Here is a 21,743-nt window from a genome sequence, read left to right as displayed (position 1 = left end):
AAGTTCCGGAATGCCAAATTATACTGCACCAGTGGAAGACATGATGTTTCTTTTTGATAAATTAAGAAATAATAAAAATTATAATGATCTTGAAAAGTATAAAGAAGTTAATTCAGAATTAGTAAAAGATATTTTAGATGAAGCAGCTAAGATTAATCAAAACTTGATATTACCATTAGCAAAATCAGGTGATGAGAACCCAACAGTTCTAGAGAATGGTGTGGTTAGAACACCGCCTGGCTATAAAGAAGCTTATTCTAAATATATAGAAGATGGTTGGACTTCACTTTCTTGTGATCCAAAATATGGAGGACAAGGAATGCCAAAAACTGTAAGTGCTTTTTTTGACGAAATGTTATCATCTGCAAGTTTGTCATTTAAACTTTATAGTGAGTTAAGTATTGGTGCATATAATTGTATTTCTCATCATGCTACAGATGAAATAAAAGAAAAATACCTTCCGAAAATGGTTGAAGGAAAATGGAGTGGTACGATGTGCCTTACCGAACCAGTTTGTGGAACTGATTTGGGACTTTTAAAAACTAAAGCTATTGAGCAATCTGACGGAACTTTTAAGTTAAGTGGGCAGAAAATTTTCATTACTTCGGGTGATCAAGACTTAACAGAGAATATTATCCATTTAGTTATTGCAAGAGTAGCTGACTCTCCAGCGGGAACAAAAGGAATAAGTTTATTCTTAGTACCCAAGTTTGCAGTAAATGAAGATGGATCTGTAGGGGCAAGAAATGGAGTTTCTACAGGGTCTATAGAAAGTAAAATGGGAATTAAAGGTTCTGCTACATGTGTATTAAACTTTGATGATGCAACTGGTTATATGATTGGATTAAAGAATAAAGGTTTAAATGCAATGTTTACCATGATGAATTTAGAGAGAATTGTTGTAGGAATTCAGGGCTTAGGAATTTCTGAAATTGCCTATCAAAATTCTTTAAGTTACGCGAAAGAAAGGAAACAAGGAAAAACAAATAATACAAAATCAACTAATGGAGCAGATTTTATAATTGAACATGCTGATATTAGAAAATCTTTGCTTAATATGAAATCTATTATTGAAGGTGAAAGAGCTTTATGTTTTTGGTTATCTCAACAAACAGAAGTTAGTCTTTATCATCCAGACGAAAAAATAAAGCAGGAAGCATCAGATATTGTGTCGTTAATGACACCAGTGGTTAAAACGATGTTTAGTGATATGGGAATGGAAATAACAAGTGAGGCTATGCAGGTTCATGGTGGTTATGGGTACACAAAAGACCAAGGAATAGAACAACTATATAGAGATAATAGAATCACCCCAATTTATGAAGGAACAAATTCAATTCAAGCAGCAGATTTGGTTTTTAGAAAATTGGTAAATAAAAATGGTGATATAATTAATAGGTATTTAGAGATGATCAAGAATGATTGCAGTACTGAAAATGAAAAATTAAAACCTTTCATAAAAGAATTAAAAACACACCTAGAAATTTTATCTTCTTTTACTGGCTGGATTAAAGAAAAAGTTCAAAACTCAAAAGATGATGCAAGTGCAGCATGTAATGACTACTTAAAAGCATTGGGCTTTGTGTCTATAGCACATGCGTGGATAAAAGTTCTAGAGGTAAGCTTTAAAGATTATGAACAAAACAAAGACTTTTATGAGGATAAAATACAAACTGCAAATTTTTATTTTAAAAGAGTTTTACCAAGAGCCGAAAGTCACTTTAAAACTGCTACATCAGGAAGTGACTATATAATGAATTTTAAATTCAGTTAATATGAGTAATTACGATACAAATTTAGATAAAAATGAGGCTAATTTTGTTCCTCTTTCCCCTTTAACATTTTTAGAAAGAACTAAAGATATATATCCAAATTATGAAGCCTTAGTTTATGAAAGTAGGTCGTACACCTGGGGAGAGGTTTATAAAAGATGTGTTAAGTTTGCTAGCGCACTAGATAAATTGGGTGTGAAAACTGGAGATACAGTTTCTATAATGGCTTTCAATACACCAGAAATTTTTGAAGCACATTATTCAATACCAATGGTGGGAGCAGTGATTAATGCAATCAATACAAGACTAGACCCTAATACAGTAAGTTATATTTTACAGCATAGTGATGCAAAGGTTTTAATTGTAGATAGACAATTTCACGATGTAATTGAGAAGGCTTTAAAGAATGTTAAAAATAAAATTACAATTATTGATATTGATGATCAAGGTATAGATACAAGCTCTTTCAAAAAAATAGGAGAGCTTGAATATGAAAGTTTTTTAAATACAGGTGATGAAAATTATGAATGGAAAAAACCAAAAGATGAATGGGAAGCAATTTCATTAAGTTACACGTCTGGAACCACTGGAAATCCAAAAGGAGTAGTTTATCATCACAGAGGCTCATATTTAATGTCAACTGGTAGTGCCACAGCCTGGAATATGCCTAACAAAATAAATTTTTTATGTGTTGTGCCAATGTTTCATTGTAATGGCTGGTGCTATCCTTGGACACTAGCAATGTTACATGCAAGAGTAATTTGTTTAAGAAACATCGATGTAAAAAAAATGTTTGAATTAATTGATAAATATGAAGTAACTCATTTTGGTGGAGCCCCAATAGTATTAAATATGATTGTTAATGCTCCAAAAGAAGATCAAAAAGTCCTAAAAAGAAAAGTAAATGTTTTAACCGCAGGTGCACCGCCACCAAGTATTATCTTTGAGAAAATGGAAAAACTTGGTTTTGAAGTGATGCACGTTTATGGATTAACTGAAACTTATGGTCATATGTTGCAGTGTGCATGGAATGAAGATTGGAATTCTTTAGAAAAAGATAAAAAGAATGAAATCAAAGCAAGGCAAGGTGTAAGGTACCCAAACACAGAGGGTGCTATTGTAATGGATCCAGAAACAATGAAGCCAGTGCCCAAAGATGGAAAGACTATGGGTGAAATTATGATCAGAGGAAATATCGTAATGAAGGGTTACTACAAAGATAAAGAAGCAACAGATAGGTCAATGGCAGGTGGATGGTTTCATTCAGGAGATTTAGCTGTGACCCATCCTGACGGATATATTAAAATTCAAGATAGATCTAAAGATATTATTATTTCTGGAGGAGAAAATATTTCTTCAATAGAAATTGAAAATGCAATTGCAAAACATCCTTCAGTTTCTTTAGCAGCTGTAGTTGCTAAGCCTGATGAAAAATGGGGAGAAACTCCTTGTGCTTTTGTTGAATTGATTAAAGATAAGCCAGCAACTGAAAAAGAAATAATAGATTTTTGTAGAGAAACATTAGCTGGATTCAAAATCCCTAAAAGTGTTATTTTTTGTGATTTACCAAAAACTTCAACAGGAAAAATCCAAAAATTTGAACTAAGAAAAAAAGTTAAGGAATTAAGTTGATCTTTCAGGTAGACAATAAGAATGTCTTTGTATCGGATTCAGGGCAAGGTATTGATAAAAAAAAAGTCACAATAGTTTTACTTCATGGAAGTGGTCTCTCACATATTGTTTGGTCTTTAACAGAGCAGTATTTATCAAATCAAAATTATAATGTTTTAGCAATTGATTTACCTGGTCATGGAAATTCTGAGGGTGATTGTTTAAAATCGATAGAAGAAATTTCAGATTGGTTAGAAAAAGTTTTTAAAGAACTTAATGTTTCTGAATTAACAATAATAGGTCATTCTCAAGGGTGTTTGGAAGCATTGGAATATTATTCAAGATATCCAAAAAGAGTTAAAAATTTAATATTTGTTGGTGGTTCTTATAGAATGCCCGTTAATCAAGATTTAATAGATCTTGCTGAGAGTGGAGATGATAAAGCAGTTAAATTAATGATGAAATGGAGTTATGAAAACTCTAAAAAGTTTATTGGAGGTAATCCTGTAGAAAAAATTATTAATTCTCCAAGAGATATTAGGGAGGTTTTAGCCATTGATCTTGTAGCTTGTAATAATTATAAAAATGGATCTGAGGCTTTAAAATCAATCAAGTGTCCCACATTATTTATTTTTGGTGAACAAGATAAGATGGTTAACCTTGAAAAAGGCAAGAAATTTGCTGAACTTATTCCTAATTCAAAAACTCATATAATAAAAGAATGTGGACATATGATTATGTTTGAAAAAGCTTTTGAAATGAGAGAAAAGATCTCTGAATTTTTAAAAAAATGAAAAACTTTTCAATAGCAAAATCTAGAAGATTAAGAAGTACTCCTTATACTGCAAGAATAGAGAAACAAGGGGTTACAGCATACACAATTTATAATCATATGCTGTTACCTGCTGCATTTGGATCAATAGAAAATAGTTACAAACATTTAAAAGAGCATGTTCAAGTATGGGATGTTGCTGCAGAAAGACAAGTAGAAATATCAGGAAAAGACTCTGCGGAGTTAGTGCAATTGATGACATGTAGAGATTTATCAAAATCTAAAATTGGGAGATGTTATTATTGTCCAATAATAGATGAAAATGGAAATTTAGTTAATGATCCAGTTGTTCTAAAGCTGGATGAAAATAGATGGTGGCTATCAATAGCAGACTCGGATGTAATTTTTTTTGCCAAAGGTTTAGCGTCTGGACATAAATTTGATGTTAAAATTATAGAACCAGTGGTGGATATAATGGCAATACAAGGTCCGAAATCATTTGCATTAATGGAAAAAGTTTTTGGAAAAAAAATTACTGAACTAAAATTCTTTGGATTTGATTATTTCGATTTTGAAGGAACAAAGCATCTTATAGCAAGGTCAGGATGGTCTAAGCAAGGTGGATATGAAGTTTATGTTCAAAATACAGAGTCAGGACAAAAATTATATGACTATCTTTTTGAAGTTGGAAAAGAATTTAATGTAGGACCTGGGTGTCCAAACTTAATAGAGAGAATTGAGAGTGCGTTACTATCTTATGGAAATGATTTTGATAACAGTGATAATCCATTTGAATGTGGTTTTGATCAATATGTTAGTTTGGATAGTGATATAAATTTTTTAGGAAAAGATAAATTAAAAGAAGTTAAATCAAAAGGAGCCCAAAAGAAGTTAATGGGTATTAAAATTGATATAAAAGAAATTAGTCTCACAGGATCAAAAAATTTATATGATGAGAAAAATAATATAATTGGTGAATTAAGATCGGCTTGTTATTCACCTCATTTTCAAATGGTTATTGGAATAGCAATGATCCAGAAGTCTTACTGGGAAGTATCTCAAACCTTTAAAATTCAAATAAATGACAACACTTTTCGTGGAAAAGTTTGCGATTTACCCTTCATCTAGTATAAAAGCCTAATAACATCATGAATATAGCAATTGTAGGAGCCACAGGTAATGTTGGAAGAAAAATTCTCGAAGTTCTAGAGAGAAAAAAACTTCCTATAAAGGAACTATTTTTAGTTGCTTCACCAAGAAGTGCTGGTCAAAAAATAAATTTTAGTGGCAAAGAACATGAGGTCTTTAACCTTGAAACATTTGATTTTTCAAAAATTAAAATTACTTTCTTTGCAGCAGGTGGAAAAATTTCAGAACAATATGCTTTAAAAGCAGCAAAGCACTCAATAGTTATAGATAATTCTAGTTTTTTTAGAATGGATCCTGATGTGCCATTAATTATTCCACAGGTAAATCCAGAAGCAATTAAGAGTATGAAAAAAAATATAATTGCTAACCCTAATTGCTCAACAGCTCAGTTAGTAATTGCTCTTAAACCGTTACATGACTTATTCAATATTATACGAATAGTTGTTTCGACATATCAGTCTGTTTCAGGTGGTGGCAAAGACCCTATGGATGAACTAATAGAACAAACTAAATTATCCCTAGAAAATAAACAAATTAAACCTAGAAATTTTACTAAACAAATTGCTTTTAATGCCATTCCTCACATCGATGTTTTTGCAGATGATGGTTACACTAAAGAAGAATTAAAAATGACCAATGAAACTAAAAAAATTCTTGGTGACAAAATAGAATTAACAGCAACATGTGTAAGAGTTCCAGTTATGGTTTCTCATGCAGAGTCAGTAAATATTCAATTTGAAAAATCATTTTCTTTAGAAAAAGTTAGAGACACTCTTAGTAAAGCAGAGGGCTGTAAAGTTTACGATAAAAGAGAAGATGGAGGATATAGTACTCCAATTGAAGCAGAAGGTAGAGACGAAACTTATATTTCAAGAATAAGAGAAGATAAAACTAACAAGAATTCATTAAACCTATGGATTGTTTCTGATAATTTACTTAGAGGAGCGGCATTGAATGCTGTTGAAATTGCAGAAACTTTAATTAAAAACAATCTTAATGGAAAATAATAATCCTTTATCACCACATATTCAGATCTACAGATGGCACATATCTTCTTTAGTATCTATTTCACATAGAATTACAGGAATAATAAATATAGCTGCCATAACAATAATTTGTTTTTGGATTGCATCCTTACTACTAGGTGAAAATAGTTATGAGTTTACTAAGGTATTTTTAAATTCTATTTTAGGAAAATTCATAATTTTAGGTTTAACATGGTCATTTAGTTTTCAGATATTAAGTGAAATAAGACATTTAATTATGGACCTAGGATATGGGTTTGAATTAAAAGTATCAAAGATAACAGGATTAATCGTGATCATTGGTTCATTTTTTTTAACAATTTTAATTTATTTAATTGGAAAGCAATTTATTTAGCATGAATAACGTGACTAAAAAATGGCTATTGATGAGAATAAGCTCTGTGGTGTTGATACCATTAATGACATGGTTTATTTTAAATTTAGTTTCAGTTTTCAATAAAGATTATGTTGATATTGTTAATTTTTTTTCAAATCAGCCATCTAAAATTTTAGTTTCTTTGTTGTTAGTTTTTGCCTATTTTTTTTCAGCTTTAAGTATTAGTGAGGTATTTGAAGACTATATACAGGATGAAAAAATCAAAAATGTCGCAAACAAAGCACTCAATATTTTTGCTATACTAGTTCCATTAATCACAATAATTGTAATATTTAATTTAAACTAATGAGCTCATATAAAATAATAGACCATGAATATGATGTTATCGTACTTGGTGCGGGAGGCTCAGGCTTAAGAGCTGCTGTTGGTTTAAGTGAAGCTGGTTTAAAGACAGCCTGTATTTCAAAAGTATTTCCAACAAGAAGTCATACCTCTGCTGCTCAAGGAGGAATTTCTGCATCTTTAGGGAATATGGGTGAAGATGATTGGCGTTGGCATATGTATGATACTGTCAAAGGGGCTGACTGGTTAGGTGACCAAGATAGTATTGAGTATCTTTGTAAAGAAGCTCCAGCAGCTGTTATAGAATTAGAAAAATATGGAGTTCCATTTAGTAGAACTGATGATGGTAAAATTTACCAAAGACCTTTTGGTGGAATGACAAAAAATTATGGTAATGGAATTGTTCAAAGAACATGCGCAGCCGCAGATAGAACTGGACATGCAATACTTCATACCCTTTATGGACAAGCTTTAAAACATAACACTGAATTTTTTATTGAATACTTTGCTCTAGATTTATTAATGAAAGATGGTGAATGCAAAGGTCTTATTGCTTGGAATTTAAATGATGGAACAATTCACAGATTTAGAGCTCATAGTACAATAATTGCAACAGGTGGTTATGGAAAAGCTTATTATTCTGCAACTTCAGCACACACTTGTACTGGAGATGGAAATGCAATGGTTTTAAGAGCAGGTTTACCATTACAAGATATGGAATTTGTACAATTTCACCCAACAGGAATTTATGGACATGGAACTTTAATTTCTGAAGGTGTTAGAGGAGAAGGTGGCTATTTAGTTAATTCAAAAGGTGAAAGATTTATGGAGCGTTATGCACCAAAAGCTAAAGACTTAGCATCTAGAGATGTAGTAAGTAGATCAATGTCAATTGAGATTAATGAAGGAAGAGGTGTGGGTAAAGAACAGGATCATGTTCACTTACACTTAAGTCATTTAGATAAAAGTATTATTGAAAGTAGACTTCCAGGAATAACGGAAGCAGCAAGATTATTTGCAAATGTTGATGTAACTAAAGAGCCAATACCAGTAGTGCCCACTGTTCATTACAATATGGGAGGTATCCCAACAAACTATAAAGCTGAAGTATTAACAGGCAATGATTCTGAAACAGTTCCAGGATTAATGGCAATTGGTGAGGCTGCCTGTGTTTCTGTTCATGGAGCAAATAGATTGGGGTCTAATTCTTTAATTGACCTAGTTGTATTTGGAAGAGCCGCAGCTAGAAGAGCTGCAGAACTTGTAAAACCAGGAACTCCACACGAGGATATAGGAGAGACTGAAACAGAAAAATGCTTAGAAAGATTTGATAAATTAAGAAACTCTAATGGTGAAAACAGTACTGCAGAACTTAGACTTTCAATGCAAAAAACTATGCAATCAAAGTGTGCTGTTTTTAGAACAGAAAAAACACTTAAAGAGGGTGTTGATGATATTAGAAAAGCATACGATGGAATGGAATCAATTTCTGTAAAAGATAAGTCACTTGTTTTTAACACCGATTTAGTGGAAACATTGGAGTTTGATAATTTGATAAGACAAGCAATTACAACAGTGGATTCTGCTTATAATAGACAAGAGAGCAGAGGTGCACATGCAAGAGAAGATTTCCCAAAAAGAGATGATGAAAAATTTATGCAACACACTATTGCTTGGTGCAATGGAAAAGATTCAAAAATTGGTTATAGACCAGTTACTAAATCAACTTTAACAAATGAAGTTCAATACTTTCCACCACAGGAAAGAGTTTACTAGTGGTTCAAATAAATTTACCTAAAAATTCAGAAGTTCAAAAAGGTAACTATTATCAAGATAAAACTGGATCAAAAAATATCAGAAAAGTAAATGTTTATAGATGGGATCCCTCAAATGGAGAAAACCCAAGAGTGGATACTTATGAAGTTGATATGGATAACTGCCCTTCAAAAGTATTGGATATTTTAAATAAGATTAAAAACGAAATTGACCCATCATTGGCTTATCGTAGATCTTGTGCACATGGCGTTTGTGGATCTTGTGCAATGAATATGGATGGGAAAAATGGTTTAGCATGCACAAAACCTCATTCAGAAATTGAAGGAGATATAAATATTTATCCACTACCTCACCTAAAAGTTAAAAAAGATTTAATTGGGGACTTAAGTGGATTGTACAAACAATATGAATCAATTGAGCCTTGGTTGAAAACAAATACAAAAGTTGAAACTACAGAAATTATTCAATCTCAAAAAGATAGAAAAAAATTAGATGGTGCATACGAATGTATCATGTGTGCATGTTGCTCCACTTCTTGTCCAAGCTATTGGTGGAATGAGGATAAATTTTTAGGTCCTGCAGTTTTGCTTCAAGCTTATAGGTGGATAGTAGATAGTAGAGATGATGAAAGAAAAGAGAGATTAAAAAAAGTAGCTGATGAACTTAAGTTGTATAGATGTCATACTATTATGAATTGCACCAATGCTTGTCCTAAGGGATTAAATCCAGCAAAAGCCATAGCTGAATTGAAAAAAATGCTTGCAACAAGCTAATTACCCCTTTAAATAACACCATTCATGAATTTATTAGAACATTTTGTTGGTGGAAAGCTAATTTCAGGCTCATCTGACAGAAAAAGCAAAATTTTCAATCCTGCAACGGGTGAACAAGAATCCGAAGTAAGGTTAGCTAGCAAAACTGACCTTGATCAAGCTGTAGAAGTAGCAAAAAAAGCTTTTGAAACTTGGTCACAGAAACCCCCCCTTCAAAGAGCAAGAGTGATGTTCAAATTTAAAGAGTTAATAGAAAAAAATACTGATGAACTTACAAAATTAATAGTTTCAGAACATGGTAAAGTTTATGAAGATGCCAAAGGTTCTTTAACAAGAGGACTAGAAGTAGTTGAGTTTGCATGTGGAATTCCACATTTACTTAAAGGAGAATTTTCAGAAAATGTAGGAACTAATGTGGATAGCTGGTCAATGCGTCAACCACTCGGAGTAGTTGCTGGTATTACACCTTTTAATTTTCCAGCAATGGTACCGATGTGGATGTTTCCTATTGCTATAGCTTGTGGTAATACATTTATTTTAAAACCATCAGAAAAAGATCCATCTTGTCCACTAAGACTTGCAGAACTACTAACAGAAGCTGGATTACCAGATGGTGTTTTTAATGTTGTTAATGGAGATAAAGAGTTCTGTTGATGCAATCTTAACAAACAAAGATGTCAAAGCTGTAAGCTTTGTAGGTTCAACACCAATTGCTAAATATATCTATGAAAATTCTGCAAAAAATGAAAAAAGAGTTCAAGCTTTAGGTGGTGCAAAAAACCATTTAGTTGTAATGCCTGACTGTGACCTTGATGGCGCAGTAAATGGATTAATGGGTGCTGCATATGGGTCAGCAGGAGAAAGATGTATGGCACAATCAGTAGCAGTAGCTGTAGGTGATATAGGAGATGAGTTAGTTGCTCGTTTATCAAAAAAAGCTGAAGCATTGAAGGTAGGGCCTGGTATGGACAAAACATCTGAGATGGGTCCACTAGTTACTAAAGAACATTTAGAAAAAGTAAAAAGTTACGTTGATCTTGGAGTTGAAGAAGGTGCTAAATTAATTGTTGATGGAAGAAATATAAAACTTCAAGGATATGAAAATGGCTTCTTTATAGGCGGCTGTTTATTTGATCATGTTAAAAAAGATATGAGAATTTATAAAGAAGAAATATTTGGACCTGTTTTATCAGTCATAAGAGTTAAAACTTTTGAAGAAGCAACAAAACTAATTAATGATCATGAGTATGGTAATGGAGTAAGCATTTATACAAGAGATGGTGATTCAGCCAGAACATTTGCTAGTAAAATTCAAGTCGGTATGGTTGGAATTAATGTTCCAATACCTGTGCCAATGGCTTTTCATAGTTTTGGTGGATGGAAAAGATCATTATTTGGAGACAGTGCAATGCATGGTGCTGAAGGAATTAAATTTTATACAAAACTTAAAACAGTAACATCAAGATGGCCCTCTGGAATAAGATCTAATCCAGAATTTATCATGCCAACAATGAAATAAGGAAAAAATGAAAAAAATATCTTTAATAGGAGCAGGTCAAATTGGGGGCACTTTAGCTCACTTAATTGGAACTAAAGAAGTTGCTAATGAAGTTGTATTGTTTGACGTTGCAAGTGGCATAGCTAAAGGTAAAGCTTTAGATATTGCTCAATCTTCTTCTGTTGATGGCTTTAATGTAAAATTTTCAGGAACAGACAACTATGAAGATATAAAAGATTCTGATGTAATAATAATCACTGCAGGCATTCCAAGAAAACCAGGAATGAGTAGGGATGATTTATTAGGTATTAATTTAAAAATTATTAAACAAGTAGCAGAAGGTGTTAAAAAAAATGCACCTAATGCATTTGTTATATGTATCACTAATCCGTTAGACGTCATGGTGATGGCCTTTCAAAAATTTTCAGGGTTACCAGCAAATAAAGTAGTTGGAATGGCAGGAATTTTAGATAGCTCGAGATTTAAATTGTTTTTATCTTTAGAGTTGAATGTTCCTGTAAAAGAAATTGAAGCAATGGTTATGGGAGGTCATGGAGATACAATGGTTCCTTTACCAAGATTCACAAAAGTTTTAGGTAAGCCATTACTAGACTTAGTTAAAGAAGGAAAAATATCTCTAGAAAGATTAGAAGAAATTAACCAAAGAACTAGAGATGGAGGAGCTGAGATTGTTAAATATTTAGAAAAAGGTTCTGCATTTTATGCACCAGCAGCTTCGGGAGTGCAAATGGCAGAAGCATATTTAAAAGATGAAAAAAAATTACTTCCATGTGCAGTTCATTTAAATGGAGAATATGGAGTTAGTGATGTTTATGCCGGTGTACCAGTAATAATTGGTAAAGCTGGTGTTGAAAAAATAGAGCAAATTGACTTGGATGAAAAAGAAAAAAAAGAATTTATGCACTCGATAGATGCTGTGAAAGCATTATGGGAAGCTGCATCAAAAATAGACCCAGACCTATCTAAATAAATCATGAACATTCATGAACACCAAGCAAAAAAAATCCTAAAAGAATATGGAGCAGTTGTGCCTGAAGGTGTTTTTGGTTTCACAGTTGATGAGTTGCTTGAAAAAGCAAAATCATTAAAAACAGAAAAGTTTGTATTGAAAGCACAAATCCATGCTGGTGGAAGAGGTAAAGCAGGAGGTGTAAAAATTTTAGATACTATTGAAGAGCTAGGTGTTGCAGCAAAAGAATTATTGGGAAAAACACTTGTAACACATCAAACTGGCCCTGAAGGTAGAGAAGTAAAAAGATTATATGTGGAAGTATCTTCCAACATAGATAAAGAATTTTATCTATCGTGCTTAATTGATAGAGCAAGTTCAAAAATTGTATTTATTTCTAGTGATCAAGGTGGAATGGATATTGAAGAGGTTGCAGATAAAACGCCTGAAAAAATTATAACAACAAAAGTAGATATTGTTAATGAAATCTCAGATGCTGATTGTGAGAAAATAATTAAAATTTATAGTTTAACTGATGATGCAAAAAAGCAAGCAATAGCACTAATTAAATCAGTATATAATATGTTTTTAGGCACGGATGCTAATATGGTTGAGGTTAACCCACTAATATTAACTAAAGAAAAAAATATAATCTGCTTAGACGCAAAGGTTAATTTTGATTCTAACGCGCTATTTAGACATCCTGAAATTATAGAGTTAAGAGATTTAAATGAAGAAGATCCAGCAGAAATAGAAGCGAGCAAACATGATCTTGCTTATATAAAATTAGATGGAAGCATTGGTTGTATGGTTAATGGAGCAGGTTTAGCAATGGCAACAATGGATATAATTAAATTATATGGTGAAGAGCCAGCAAATTTTCTAGATGTTGGTGGTGGAGCTTCAAAAGAAAAAGTTTCTGCTGCGTTAAAAATAATTCTTTCAGATAAAAACGTTAAAGGCATATTAATAAACATTTTTGGTGGAATAATGAGATGTGATGTTCTTGCTCAAGGTGTTGTTGATGCTGCTAAAGAGATAAATATAAGCGTTCCATTAGTAGTTAGACTTGCAGGAACAAACTTTAAAGAAGGAAAAGAAATTTTAGATAATTCAGGATTAAAATTAATTTCAGCAGAAAATTTAGATGATGCTGCAAAAAAAATAGTAGAGGCTATAAAATAGAATGTCAGTTTTAATTAATAAAAATACAAAAGTTATATGTCAAGGTTTTACAGGTGCACATGGTACTTTTCATTCTGAACAAGCATTAAAATATGGAACAAATCTTGTAGGTGGAGTTACTCCCAAAAAAGGAGGACAAAAACATCTTGAACGTCCAGTATTTAATACTGTAGCTGAAGCTAAAAAAGAAGTTGGTGCAGATGCAACTATGATTTATGTGCCAGCAAAATTCGCAGCAGCAGCCATAATAGAAGCTATTGATGCATCTATTGAGCTTATAGTTTGTATTACTGAAGGTATACCAATTCAAGATATGCTTCGTGTCAAACAAAAATTAAATAATTCAAAAAGCAGATTGATAGGACCTAACTGTCCAGGAATAATTACTCCTGATGAATGTAAAATTGGAATTATGCCTGGAAATATTCACAAGAAAGGTTCTGTGGGAATTGTTTCAAGATCTGGAACTTTAACTTATGAAGCGGTTGCACAAACAACTGAAAACGGATTAGGACAATCTACTTGTATAGGTATTGGTGGAGATCCAATAAATGGAACAAACTTTATTGATTGTTTGGATTTATTTTTAAATGATGATGAGACGGAATCTATTCTTATGATAGGAGAAATTGGTGGTTCTGCAGAAGAAGAAGCAGCTGAATTTGTTAAAAACCACAAAATAAAAAAGCCAATGGTTGGATTTGTAGCTGGAATAACAGCACCCCCCGGAAGAACTATGGGGCACGCAGGAGCTATTATCTCAGGTGGTAAGGGTGGAGCAGAGGATAAGATTAAAAAAATGGAAGAATGTGGGATTACAATTGCAAAATCACCGTCTGAACTAGGCAAAACATTATTTAATAAATTATCTAATTGAAAATTATTTATCTGATATTATATCAATAAAATAGATGTCATCATCAAAAAATCTCGAATTCGAGAAAACGTCATTTCTTAGTAAATCAAATAGTGCATTTATAGAACAAATGTATTTAAGATTTATCAATAAAGACAAAGATCTCCCTGAAAGTTGGCAGCATTACTTTGAGGGTATAGGTGAAGATCTAAGTGTGATTGCCAAGGAAATTAATGGACCATCATGGAGTATAAAACAAAAAATTGATATTGATGAAATTGAAAAAAGAATCGAAGAAGATGAAAAAAAACTTTCTAATGGAAGTAATGATACAAAAGTTAATTCAAAAGATTCAATCAAAAGTAATCTTAACTCAATTAGAGCTGTTGCATTAATTAGGGCCTATAGACAAAGGGGACATTTATTAGCAAAGCTTGACCCACTTGGAATGATGAAAACAGAGTATTTGGATGAATTACATCCTGAATATTATGGGTTCAAAAAAGAAGATTATAAGGAGAAAATTTATTTAGATGGTGTAATAAATAAAGAGCACTCTACTGTAAGAGAAATATTAAGTTTTTTAAACAAAACTTATTGTGGGCCAATTGGTTATGAATATATGCATATATCAAACCCAACTGAAAGAAAATGGCTTAGAGATAGAATTGAGCAGGATGAGAACTTTCTTCAATTTACAAAGAATGGTAAAGAAGCTATTTTAAACAAACTTATTCAAGCTGAGGGATTTGAAAAATTTTTACATACAAAATATGTTGGTACAAAAAGATTTGGATTGGATGGAGGAGAAAGCTTAATCCCTGCTTTAGAACAAATTATTAAAATTGCTGGTCAATCAGAAGCTAAAGAAGTTAAAATTGGAATGTCTCACAGAGGTAGGCTCAACGTGCTAGCAAACGTTTTACAAAAATCATACAAAAGAATATTCAATGAATTTGCGGGAGACGTTCAAACAACAGGAGAAGAAGGAGCGGGAGACGTAAAATACCATTTAGGAGCATCGTCGGATAGAAAATTTGATGGAAATTCTATACATGTTGGTCTTACAGATAACCCCTCGCACTTAGAGGCAGTTAATCCTGTTGTATTAGGACAGACAAGAGGAAAACAATTTTTTCATGAAGACAAAGAAAGAAATAAAGTTTTACCTATTTTAATACATGGTGATGCAGCATTTGCAGGCCAAGGTGTTGTGGCTGAATGTTTTGCAATGTCTGGCTTGCCTGGCCATAATACGGGTGGAACAATTCATTTTATTGTTAATAATCAAATAGGTTTTACTACAAGCCCAAGGTTTGCAAGATCATCACCATATCCATCAGATGTTGCAAAAATGGTAGATGCCCCAATACTTCACGTAAATGGTGATGACCCAGAAGCAGTTGTTTATGCGACAAGAATTGCAACAGAATTTAGATTAAAATTTAACAGAGACGTTGTTGTTGATATAATCTGCTACAGAAGGTTTGGTCATAATGAAGGAGATGAACCTTCATTTACTCAACCATTAATGTATAAAAAAATTAGATCACACCCTACACCAGTAGAAGTATATGGAAGCAAATTAGTAAATGAAAATACACTTTCAGAGGATGAACTTAAAAGGTTTAAAACTGAGTTTAAAAGCTTACTAGATGATCAATACAAAAATGCAAAAGATTATAAACCAAAAATTGAATGGTATGAGGGAAGTTGGTCAAGATATAAACCAGAAAAAGGAAAGGATAAAAGAGGTGTAAGTGGTTTTGACCAGAAAAAACTTTTAGAAATTTCAGAAAAGATTAATTCAACACCAGAGGAATTAAATTTACACAAAACTATAATTAAAATTTTAAATACTAGAAGAGCATCAGTATCAGATGGCAAAGGTATAGATTGGTCAACAGCTGAAGCTTTGGCATTTGGCTCATTATTAGAAGAAGGTTATCCAGTAAGATTGGTTGGGCAAGATTCAGGAAGAGGAACGTTTAGTCAAAGACACTCAGTTCTAAGAAATCAAGAAGATAACTCTAGATATGTTCCTCTAAATAATATTTCAAAAGTTCAAAAACGATATGAAATAGTAGATAGTTTTTTATCAGAATTAGCAGTTTTAGGTTTTGAATATGGTTATAGTTTAGTTCAGCCAAACACTCTAACAATGTGGGAAGCACAATTTGGTGATTTTGCAAATGGCGCACAAGTAGTAATAGATCAATTTATAGCATCAGGAGAGAGAAAATGGACAAGGGCATCTGGGCTAGTAATGCTTCTACCTCATGGTTATGAAGGCCAAGGACCAGAACACTCTTCAGCAAGACTAGAAAGGTTTTTACAACTATGTGCTAATGATAATATGCAGATAGTAAATTGTACAACACCTGCAAACTACTTTCATGCTTTAAGACGTCAAATGCATAGAGAATTTAGAAAGCCACTAATAATAATGACTCCAAAATCTTTATTAAGAAACAAACACTGTGTTTCAAATATAGAAGACTTTGATAAAGATACATTTTTCCACAGAATTTTATGGGATCATGCACTAGATGAAGAAAATGGATTTATAAAATTAAAAGAAAGCTCAAAAATTAAAAAAGTAATTCTATGTTCAGGAAAAGTTTATTTTGATCTGCTAGATGCCAGAGAGAAATTGAAAAAGGATGATGTAGTGTTGTACAGAGTTGAACAACTTTATCCTTTTCCAGTTAAAAGTTTAGTTAAAGAAATCAAAAAGTATGCAAAAAATGCTAAATTTTATTGGTGCCAGGAAGAACCAAAAAATATGGGAGCATGGTTTTCTGTAAGGGATTATATACAATGGACATTAGAAACTATTAACGCTAATAATAAGGAAATTTCTTATATAGGAAGAAGTCCAGACGCATCTCCTGCAACAGGGTTTGCAAAAAGGCATATTTCACAACAACAAGAAATTATTAACAAGGTTTTTGAATAAAAATGAGTGAAAAAATTTTAGTACCAGTTCTAGGAGAAAGCATTACTGAGGCGACAGTCGCTAAGTGGCTTAAGCAAGAGGGTGATACAGTTCAAGCAGATGAGGCAATTGTAGAATTAGAAACTGATAAAGTTAATTTAGAAGTTCCATCTCCCATAGATGGAGTTTTATCTGAAATATCTTCAAAAGATGGTGAAACTGTAGAAGTAGGTGCTCTTCTTGGTACGATAAGTCAAAATGGAACTCAACCATCTGAAAAAAAAATAATTACAAAAATTGAACCTAAAAAAACTGAAAATAATGTAGTTAATTTAGAAATTAAAAAAGAAGTTCCTAAAGTTTTTAAAGAACCTGAGGAGGAAGAACCTTTAATATTAACCAACGAGGTTAAAGAAGAGAAAACCGATTCTTCAAATAAAAATAATGAAATACTTTCACCAGCTGTAAGAAAAATGGTAGTTGAAAATAAAATTGATTTAAAAAAAGTTAGTGGCTCTGGTAAAGAGGGTAGAATTCTTAAAGGTGACCTAATTAGCATGATGGGAGAGAACCCACAACCATCAGAAAGAAAAATTAAATATGGTCAAGAAGAGAGAATTAAAATGTCTAGGCTTAGACAGACAATTGCAAAAAGATTAAAACAAGCACAAGAAAATGCAGCATTATTAACAACCTTTAATGAAGTTGATATGACTGGTATAATGGAAATGAGAAAAGAGAACCAGGAAGACTTCCAAAGCAGGTATGGAATTAAATTAGGGTTTATGTCATTTTTTGTAAAAGCATGTGTTGCAGCACTAAAAATGTACCCATCAGTTAATGCTGAAATTGACGGAGACGAAATTATTTATAAAAATTATTATAATATGAGTTTTGCAGTAGGAACTGAAAAGGGATTAGTAGTACCAGTATTAAGAGATGCAGATCAATTATCATTTGCTGATATCGAAAAAAATATTAAAACTATTTCTGAAAAAGCTAGAGATGGAAAAATAACCATAGAAGACCTTCAAGGTGGAACTTTTACAATTAGTAATGGTGGAGTTTATGGCTCAATGTTATCTACTCCAATATTAAATTTACCTCAATCTGGTGTGTTAGGTATGCACAATATAGTTGAGAGACCAATGGTAGTTGATGGTGAGATTAAAATTAGACCTATTATGTATCTTGCCTTGTCTTATGATCACAGAATTATAGACGGAAAAGAGTCAGTATCGTTCTTAAAAATGGTTAAAGAAAACTTAGAGGATCCAAGAAGGTTATTTTTAAATATTTAAATGTCAGATAAATTTCAAGCAGTTGTAATAGGTGGTGGTCCGGGAGGTTATGTTTGTGCAATAAGATTGGCACAATTGGGACTTAAAACAGCATGTATAGAATCAAGAGGTTCATTAGGTGGAACTTGTTTAAATGTTGGGTGCATACCTTCTAAAAATTTATTAAATATTTCTGAAAATTATCATAAGGCACAAAATTTTTCTAAACTTGGCATAGAAGTGGGTGAGGTAAAACTTAATCTTCAAAAAATGATGCAAAATAAGGATAAAGCAGTAACAATATTAACTAAAGGTGTAGAATTTTTATTTAAGAAAAATAAAGTCACTTATTTTAAGGGCACTGGAAGCTTTAAATCTGCAAATAAAATCTCAATATTAGATGATCAAAAAAAAGAAACTATAATTGAAGCAGATAAAACGGTAATTAGTACAGGATCTGTACCAGTAGAATTGCCAGGAATGAAATTTGATGAAAAAATAATTATATCTTCAACAGGTGCATTAATTCTGCAATCGGTTCCAAAAAAAATGGTTGTAGTTGGTGGAGGTTATATAGGATTAGAGATGGGATCTGTTTGGTCTAGATTAGGTGCTGAAGTTCATGTGGTAGAATTTCTTGATCATATTACGCCAGGAATGGATAGAGAAATATCTTCAGAATTTATGAAAATTTTAAAGAAACAAGGAATTAACTTCCACATGCAAACTAAAGTAGAGGGAATTACTAAAAACACCAATGGAGCTAGTGTTTCAACATCTGACAAAGATGGAAAAAAAATAAATTTTGATTGTGATGTTGTTCTTATATCTGTTGGCAGAAAACCTAACACTAACAATTTAAATTTAGAAGCAATTGGTGTTGAATTGGATGAAAAGAAAAGAATTATAACAAATAAAAGCTTTCAAACAAATGTAAGTAATGTTTATGCAATTGGTGATGTAATAGATGGACCAATGTTAGCGCACAAAGCTGAAGATGAAGGTATTGCAGTTGCAGAAAATATCGCAGGACAATCAGGACATGTTAATTATGATATCATTCCTGGAGTTATTTACACAACACCAGAAGTTGCTTCAATTGGGAAAACAGAAGAGCAATTAAAAGAAGCAAATATAAAATACAAAATTGGTAAATTTTCATTTATGGCAAATTCAAGAGCCAAAGCAATTGATGAAGCAGAAGGTTTTGTTAAAATCCTAGCTGATGAAAAAACAGATAGAGTTCTAGGAGCACATATTATTGGACCTCATGCAGGTGAATTAATTGGAGAAATTGGAGTTGCAATGGAGTTTGGTGCTAGCGCTGAAGATATCGCAAGAACATGTCATGCACACCCAACATTTTCTGAAGCAGTAAAAGAAGCAGCGTTATCAGTAGATAAAAGAGCAATACACTCTTAAAGTATTTTCATATTATAAAGATATGAAAGTACCGATTCTTATACCAAATATTTTTAATCATCCCTTTACATACAATTCTGATTTAACTTTAAAAGTTGGGGACTATGTAGTGGTACCCTTTGGAAAGTCAGAAGTGACGGGAGTTGTGTGGGATGACTTTGAAAAAAAAACAAATAAAAATTTTGCAATTAAAACAGTTTTAAGAAAATTAGATGTTCCGTCATTAAAGAAAAATACAATTAAATTCTTAAACTGGTTTTCAGTATACAATATGACACCTAAAGGTATGGCATTAAAGTTATTATTACTAAGTAGTGGTGCTATAGAAAAGTTACCAATTGAAGCTTATGAGTCATTCAAAATTGACATCAAAGAAAATGAAATAAAACTTTCTAAAGAGCAAAAAGATTCATTAAAAAAAATGAATGTATTAAATCAAAAATTTAGAGTTCATGTTTTACAGGGCACTACAGGGTCTGGTAAAACGATGGTTTATTTTGAGGCTTTAAAAGAGATAATTAATAAGGGTTTTCAAGGGTTAATTCTACTGCCAGAAATTGGATTAACAGGACAATTTCAAAATAAATTTATAGAATTTTTTGGATTCAAGCCTGCTGTGTGGCACTCAGGTATTACAAAAAAAAATAAAGAAATTATTTGGAGTGGAATAGCAAATGATAAAATTCAAGTTGTAATTGGTGCTCGGTCCTCATTGTTTTTACCTTTTAAAAAACTAGGATTAATCATTGTTGATGAAGAACATGATCAATCTTATAAACAAGATGAGGGAGTAACTTATAATGCAAGAGACATGGCAATTTCTAGAGCATCCTTTGAAAATATTCCAATTAATTTAATAACAGCTGTCCCCTCTATTGAAACTTATGACAATATTAAAAAAGGCAAATACAGTTTATCAAAACTTGATCAAAGATATTTAAATGCATCTTTACCAAAATATGAAATAATTAATCTTAATAATTCAAAGTTAGAATCTCAATCTTGGATATCAAAAGAAACAATTGAGAAAGTAAAATTTCATCTTGAAAAAAAAGATCAAGTATTATTTTTTTTAAATAGAAGAGGATTTTCACCCCATGTATTATGTAAAAAATGTTTTACTAGTTACTCATGTCCAAATTGTTCAATAAATTTGGTTTATCACAAAAACAAACAAAATTTATTATGTCACTACTGTGGATACAAAGCTTTACTAAATAGAGATTGCTCTAAAGAGGGAAAATGTGATTTTATTTTTAGTGGGCCTGGAGTTGAAAGGATATCTGAAGAAGTAAAAAAAATTTTCCCCACCAAGGAAACAACTATATTTTCTAGCGATACAATGAATAAAAAAAGTTCAGCAGATGTTCTGGAAAAAATTATAGATAATAAAATTCAAATTTTAATTGGAACTCAATTAATTTCTAAAGGATTCCACTTTCCTAGTTTAAATTGTATTGTTGTTGTTGATATCGATTTATCATCACAAGGCCATGACTTACGGGGCGCAGAAAAGAATTTACAATTATATCACCAACTTTCAGGTAGAGCAGGAAGAACAGGAAAGCCAGCAACTGTTTATTTTCAAACTTATAATTTAGATACCAAAATGATAACAGACATTACAAATAAAGATCCTGATATTTTTTTAGATAAAGAACTTGAAATTAGAAGGGAAAATAATCTTCCACCGTTTCAGAGATTTATTGCTTTAATAATTACTGGCAGCAATGAAAGAGAACTTGAAAAAGAGGCTTATAAGTTTAAAGTTTTTATAGAAAGTGCTGTCGAAGGAAGGGTTCTTGGCCCTGTGAATGCACCTATATTTAGATTAAAAAGAAAGTTCAGAGTAAGACTTTTGATCAGAGGTAGAAAATCTCTAAAAGTGCAGAATTCATTAGCCAAAACCATTGAAAAATTCAAATTTCCCACTGGAATGAAACTAACAGTTGATGTTGATCCAATAAACTTCAATTAACGGTCAAAAAATAACACTTTTAGACAATGTGTGACTTGAAGAGAATAGGGTCATATGTT

At 32.0% G+C, this 21,743-nt stretch carries 16 protein-coding genes and 1 pseudogene; all 17 read left to right on the top strand.

The annotated features are described in order from the left end of the window. Positions 1 to 10 precede the first annotated feature (10 nt). A complete protein-coding gene (locus ABXT72_RS06675) occupies positions 11 to 1,774 on the top strand; it encodes an acyl-CoA dehydrogenase C-terminal domain-containing protein (protein ID WP_415278165.1) in 1,764 nt (587 codons plus the stop codon). A 1-nt stretch (position 1,775) separates the two neighbouring features. Next, entirely contained in the window at positions 1,776 to 3,404 is a 1,629-nt protein-coding gene (locus ABXT72_RS06670) for a long-chain-fatty-acid--CoA ligase (protein ID WP_415278164.1), read from the top strand. Then, a complete protein-coding gene (locus tag ABXT72_RS06665) occupies positions 3,401 to 4,177 on the top strand; it encodes an alpha/beta fold hydrolase (RefSeq protein ID WP_415278163.1) in 777 nt (258 codons plus the stop codon). Before ABXT72_RS06670 ends, ABXT72_RS06665 begins: the two co-directional genes overlap by 4 nt. Next, entirely contained in the window at positions 4,174 to 5,283 is a 1,110-nt protein-coding gene (locus ABXT72_RS06660) for a dimethylsulfoniopropionate demethylase (RefSeq protein ID WP_415278162.1), read from the top strand. Before ABXT72_RS06665 ends, ABXT72_RS06660 begins: the two co-directional genes overlap by 4 nt. Before the next feature lie 20 nt (positions 5,284 to 5,303). Then, positions 5,304 to 6,311, top strand: coding sequence for an aspartate-semialdehyde dehydrogenase (locus ABXT72_RS06655; RefSeq protein WP_415278161.1), 1,008 nt, complete (start codon positions 5,304 to 5,306; stop codon positions 6,309 to 6,311). Then, positions 6,301 to 6,684, top strand: a complete 384-nt coding sequence (gene sdhC, locus ABXT72_RS06650; protein WP_415278160.1) for a succinate dehydrogenase, cytochrome b556 subunit — start codon at positions 6,301 to 6,303, stop codon at positions 6,682 to 6,684. The genes ABXT72_RS06655 and sdhC overlap by 11 nt, the downstream gene beginning before the upstream one ends. 1 nt (position 6,685) lies before the next feature. Next, entirely contained in the window at positions 6,686 to 7,012 is a 327-nt protein-coding gene (gene sdhD / locus ABXT72_RS06645; RefSeq protein ID WP_415278159.1) for a succinate dehydrogenase, hydrophobic membrane anchor protein, read from the top strand. Next, positions 7,012 to 8,784, top strand: coding sequence for a succinate dehydrogenase flavoprotein subunit (gene sdhA, locus ABXT72_RS06640; RefSeq protein ID WP_415278158.1), 1,773 nt, complete (start codon positions 7,012 to 7,014; stop codon positions 8,782 to 8,784). The genes sdhD and sdhA overlap by 1 nt, the downstream gene beginning before the upstream one ends. Next, positions 8,784 to 9,557: a succinate dehydrogenase iron-sulfur subunit gene (locus ABXT72_RS06635; RefSeq protein ID WP_415278157.1), complete on the top strand. Its 774-nt coding sequence runs from the start codon at positions 8,784 to 8,786 to the stop codon at positions 9,555 to 9,557. The genes sdhA and ABXT72_RS06635 overlap by 1 nt, the downstream gene beginning before the upstream one ends. 24 nt (positions 9,558 to 9,581) lie before the next feature. Next, positions 9,582 to 11,076 (top strand): annotated as a pseudogene (locus ABXT72_RS06630) (CoA-acylating methylmalonate-semialdehyde dehydrogenase). A 7-nt stretch (positions 11,077 to 11,083) separates the two neighbouring features. Beyond that, positions 11,084 to 12,046: a malate dehydrogenase gene (gene mdh / locus ABXT72_RS06625; protein WP_415278156.1), complete on the top strand. Its 963-nt coding sequence runs from the start codon at positions 11,084 to 11,086 to the stop codon at positions 12,044 to 12,046. Positions 12,047 to 12,049: 3 nt separating this feature from the next. Beyond that, a complete protein-coding gene (sucC, locus tag ABXT72_RS06620; RefSeq protein WP_415278155.1) occupies positions 12,050 to 13,210 on the top strand; it encodes an ADP-forming succinate--CoA ligase subunit beta in 1,161 nt (386 codons plus the stop codon). A 1-nt stretch (position 13,211) separates the two neighbouring features. Then, positions 13,212 to 14,087 (top strand): succinate--CoA ligase subunit alpha, encoded by an 876-nt coding sequence (sucD, locus tag ABXT72_RS06615; RefSeq protein WP_169035888.1) that lies wholly within the window; start codon positions 13,212 to 13,214, stop codon positions 14,085 to 14,087. A 34-nt stretch (positions 14,088 to 14,121) separates the two neighbouring features. Next, positions 14,122 to 17,025 carry a 2-oxoglutarate dehydrogenase E1 component gene (locus ABXT72_RS06610; RefSeq protein WP_415278154.1) on the top strand — a complete coding sequence of 968 codons (2,904 nt, stop codon included), beginning with the start codon at positions 14,122 to 14,124 and terminating at the stop codon, positions 17,023 to 17,025. Between the two features lie 2 nt (positions 17,026 to 17,027). Further along, a complete protein-coding gene (gene odhB / locus ABXT72_RS06605) occupies positions 17,028 to 18,305 on the top strand; it encodes a 2-oxoglutarate dehydrogenase complex dihydrolipoyllysine-residue succinyltransferase (protein WP_415278153.1) in 1,278 nt (425 codons plus the stop codon). Further along, complete coding sequence (gene lpdA / locus ABXT72_RS06600) at positions 18,306 to 19,706, top strand: dihydrolipoyl dehydrogenase (RefSeq protein WP_415278152.1); 1,401 nt, start codon at positions 18,306 to 18,308, stop codon at positions 19,704 to 19,706. A gap of 22 nt (positions 19,707 to 19,728) precedes the next feature. Then, positions 19,729 to 21,684, top strand: a complete 1,956-nt coding sequence (gene priA, locus ABXT72_RS06595) for a primosomal protein N' (protein WP_415278151.1) — start codon at positions 19,729 to 19,731, stop codon at positions 21,682 to 21,684. The last annotated feature ends 59 nt before the right edge of the window (positions 21,685 to 21,743 follow it).

The organism is Candidatus Pelagibacter sp. Uisw_094, assembly GCF_047729535.1.
Classification (GTDB): Bacteria; Pseudomonadota; Alphaproteobacteria; order Pelagibacterales; family Pelagibacteraceae; genus Pelagibacter.
The sequence above is the reverse complement of the archived record's forward strand: the minus strand, read 5'-3'. Positions and strand labels throughout refer to the sequence as shown.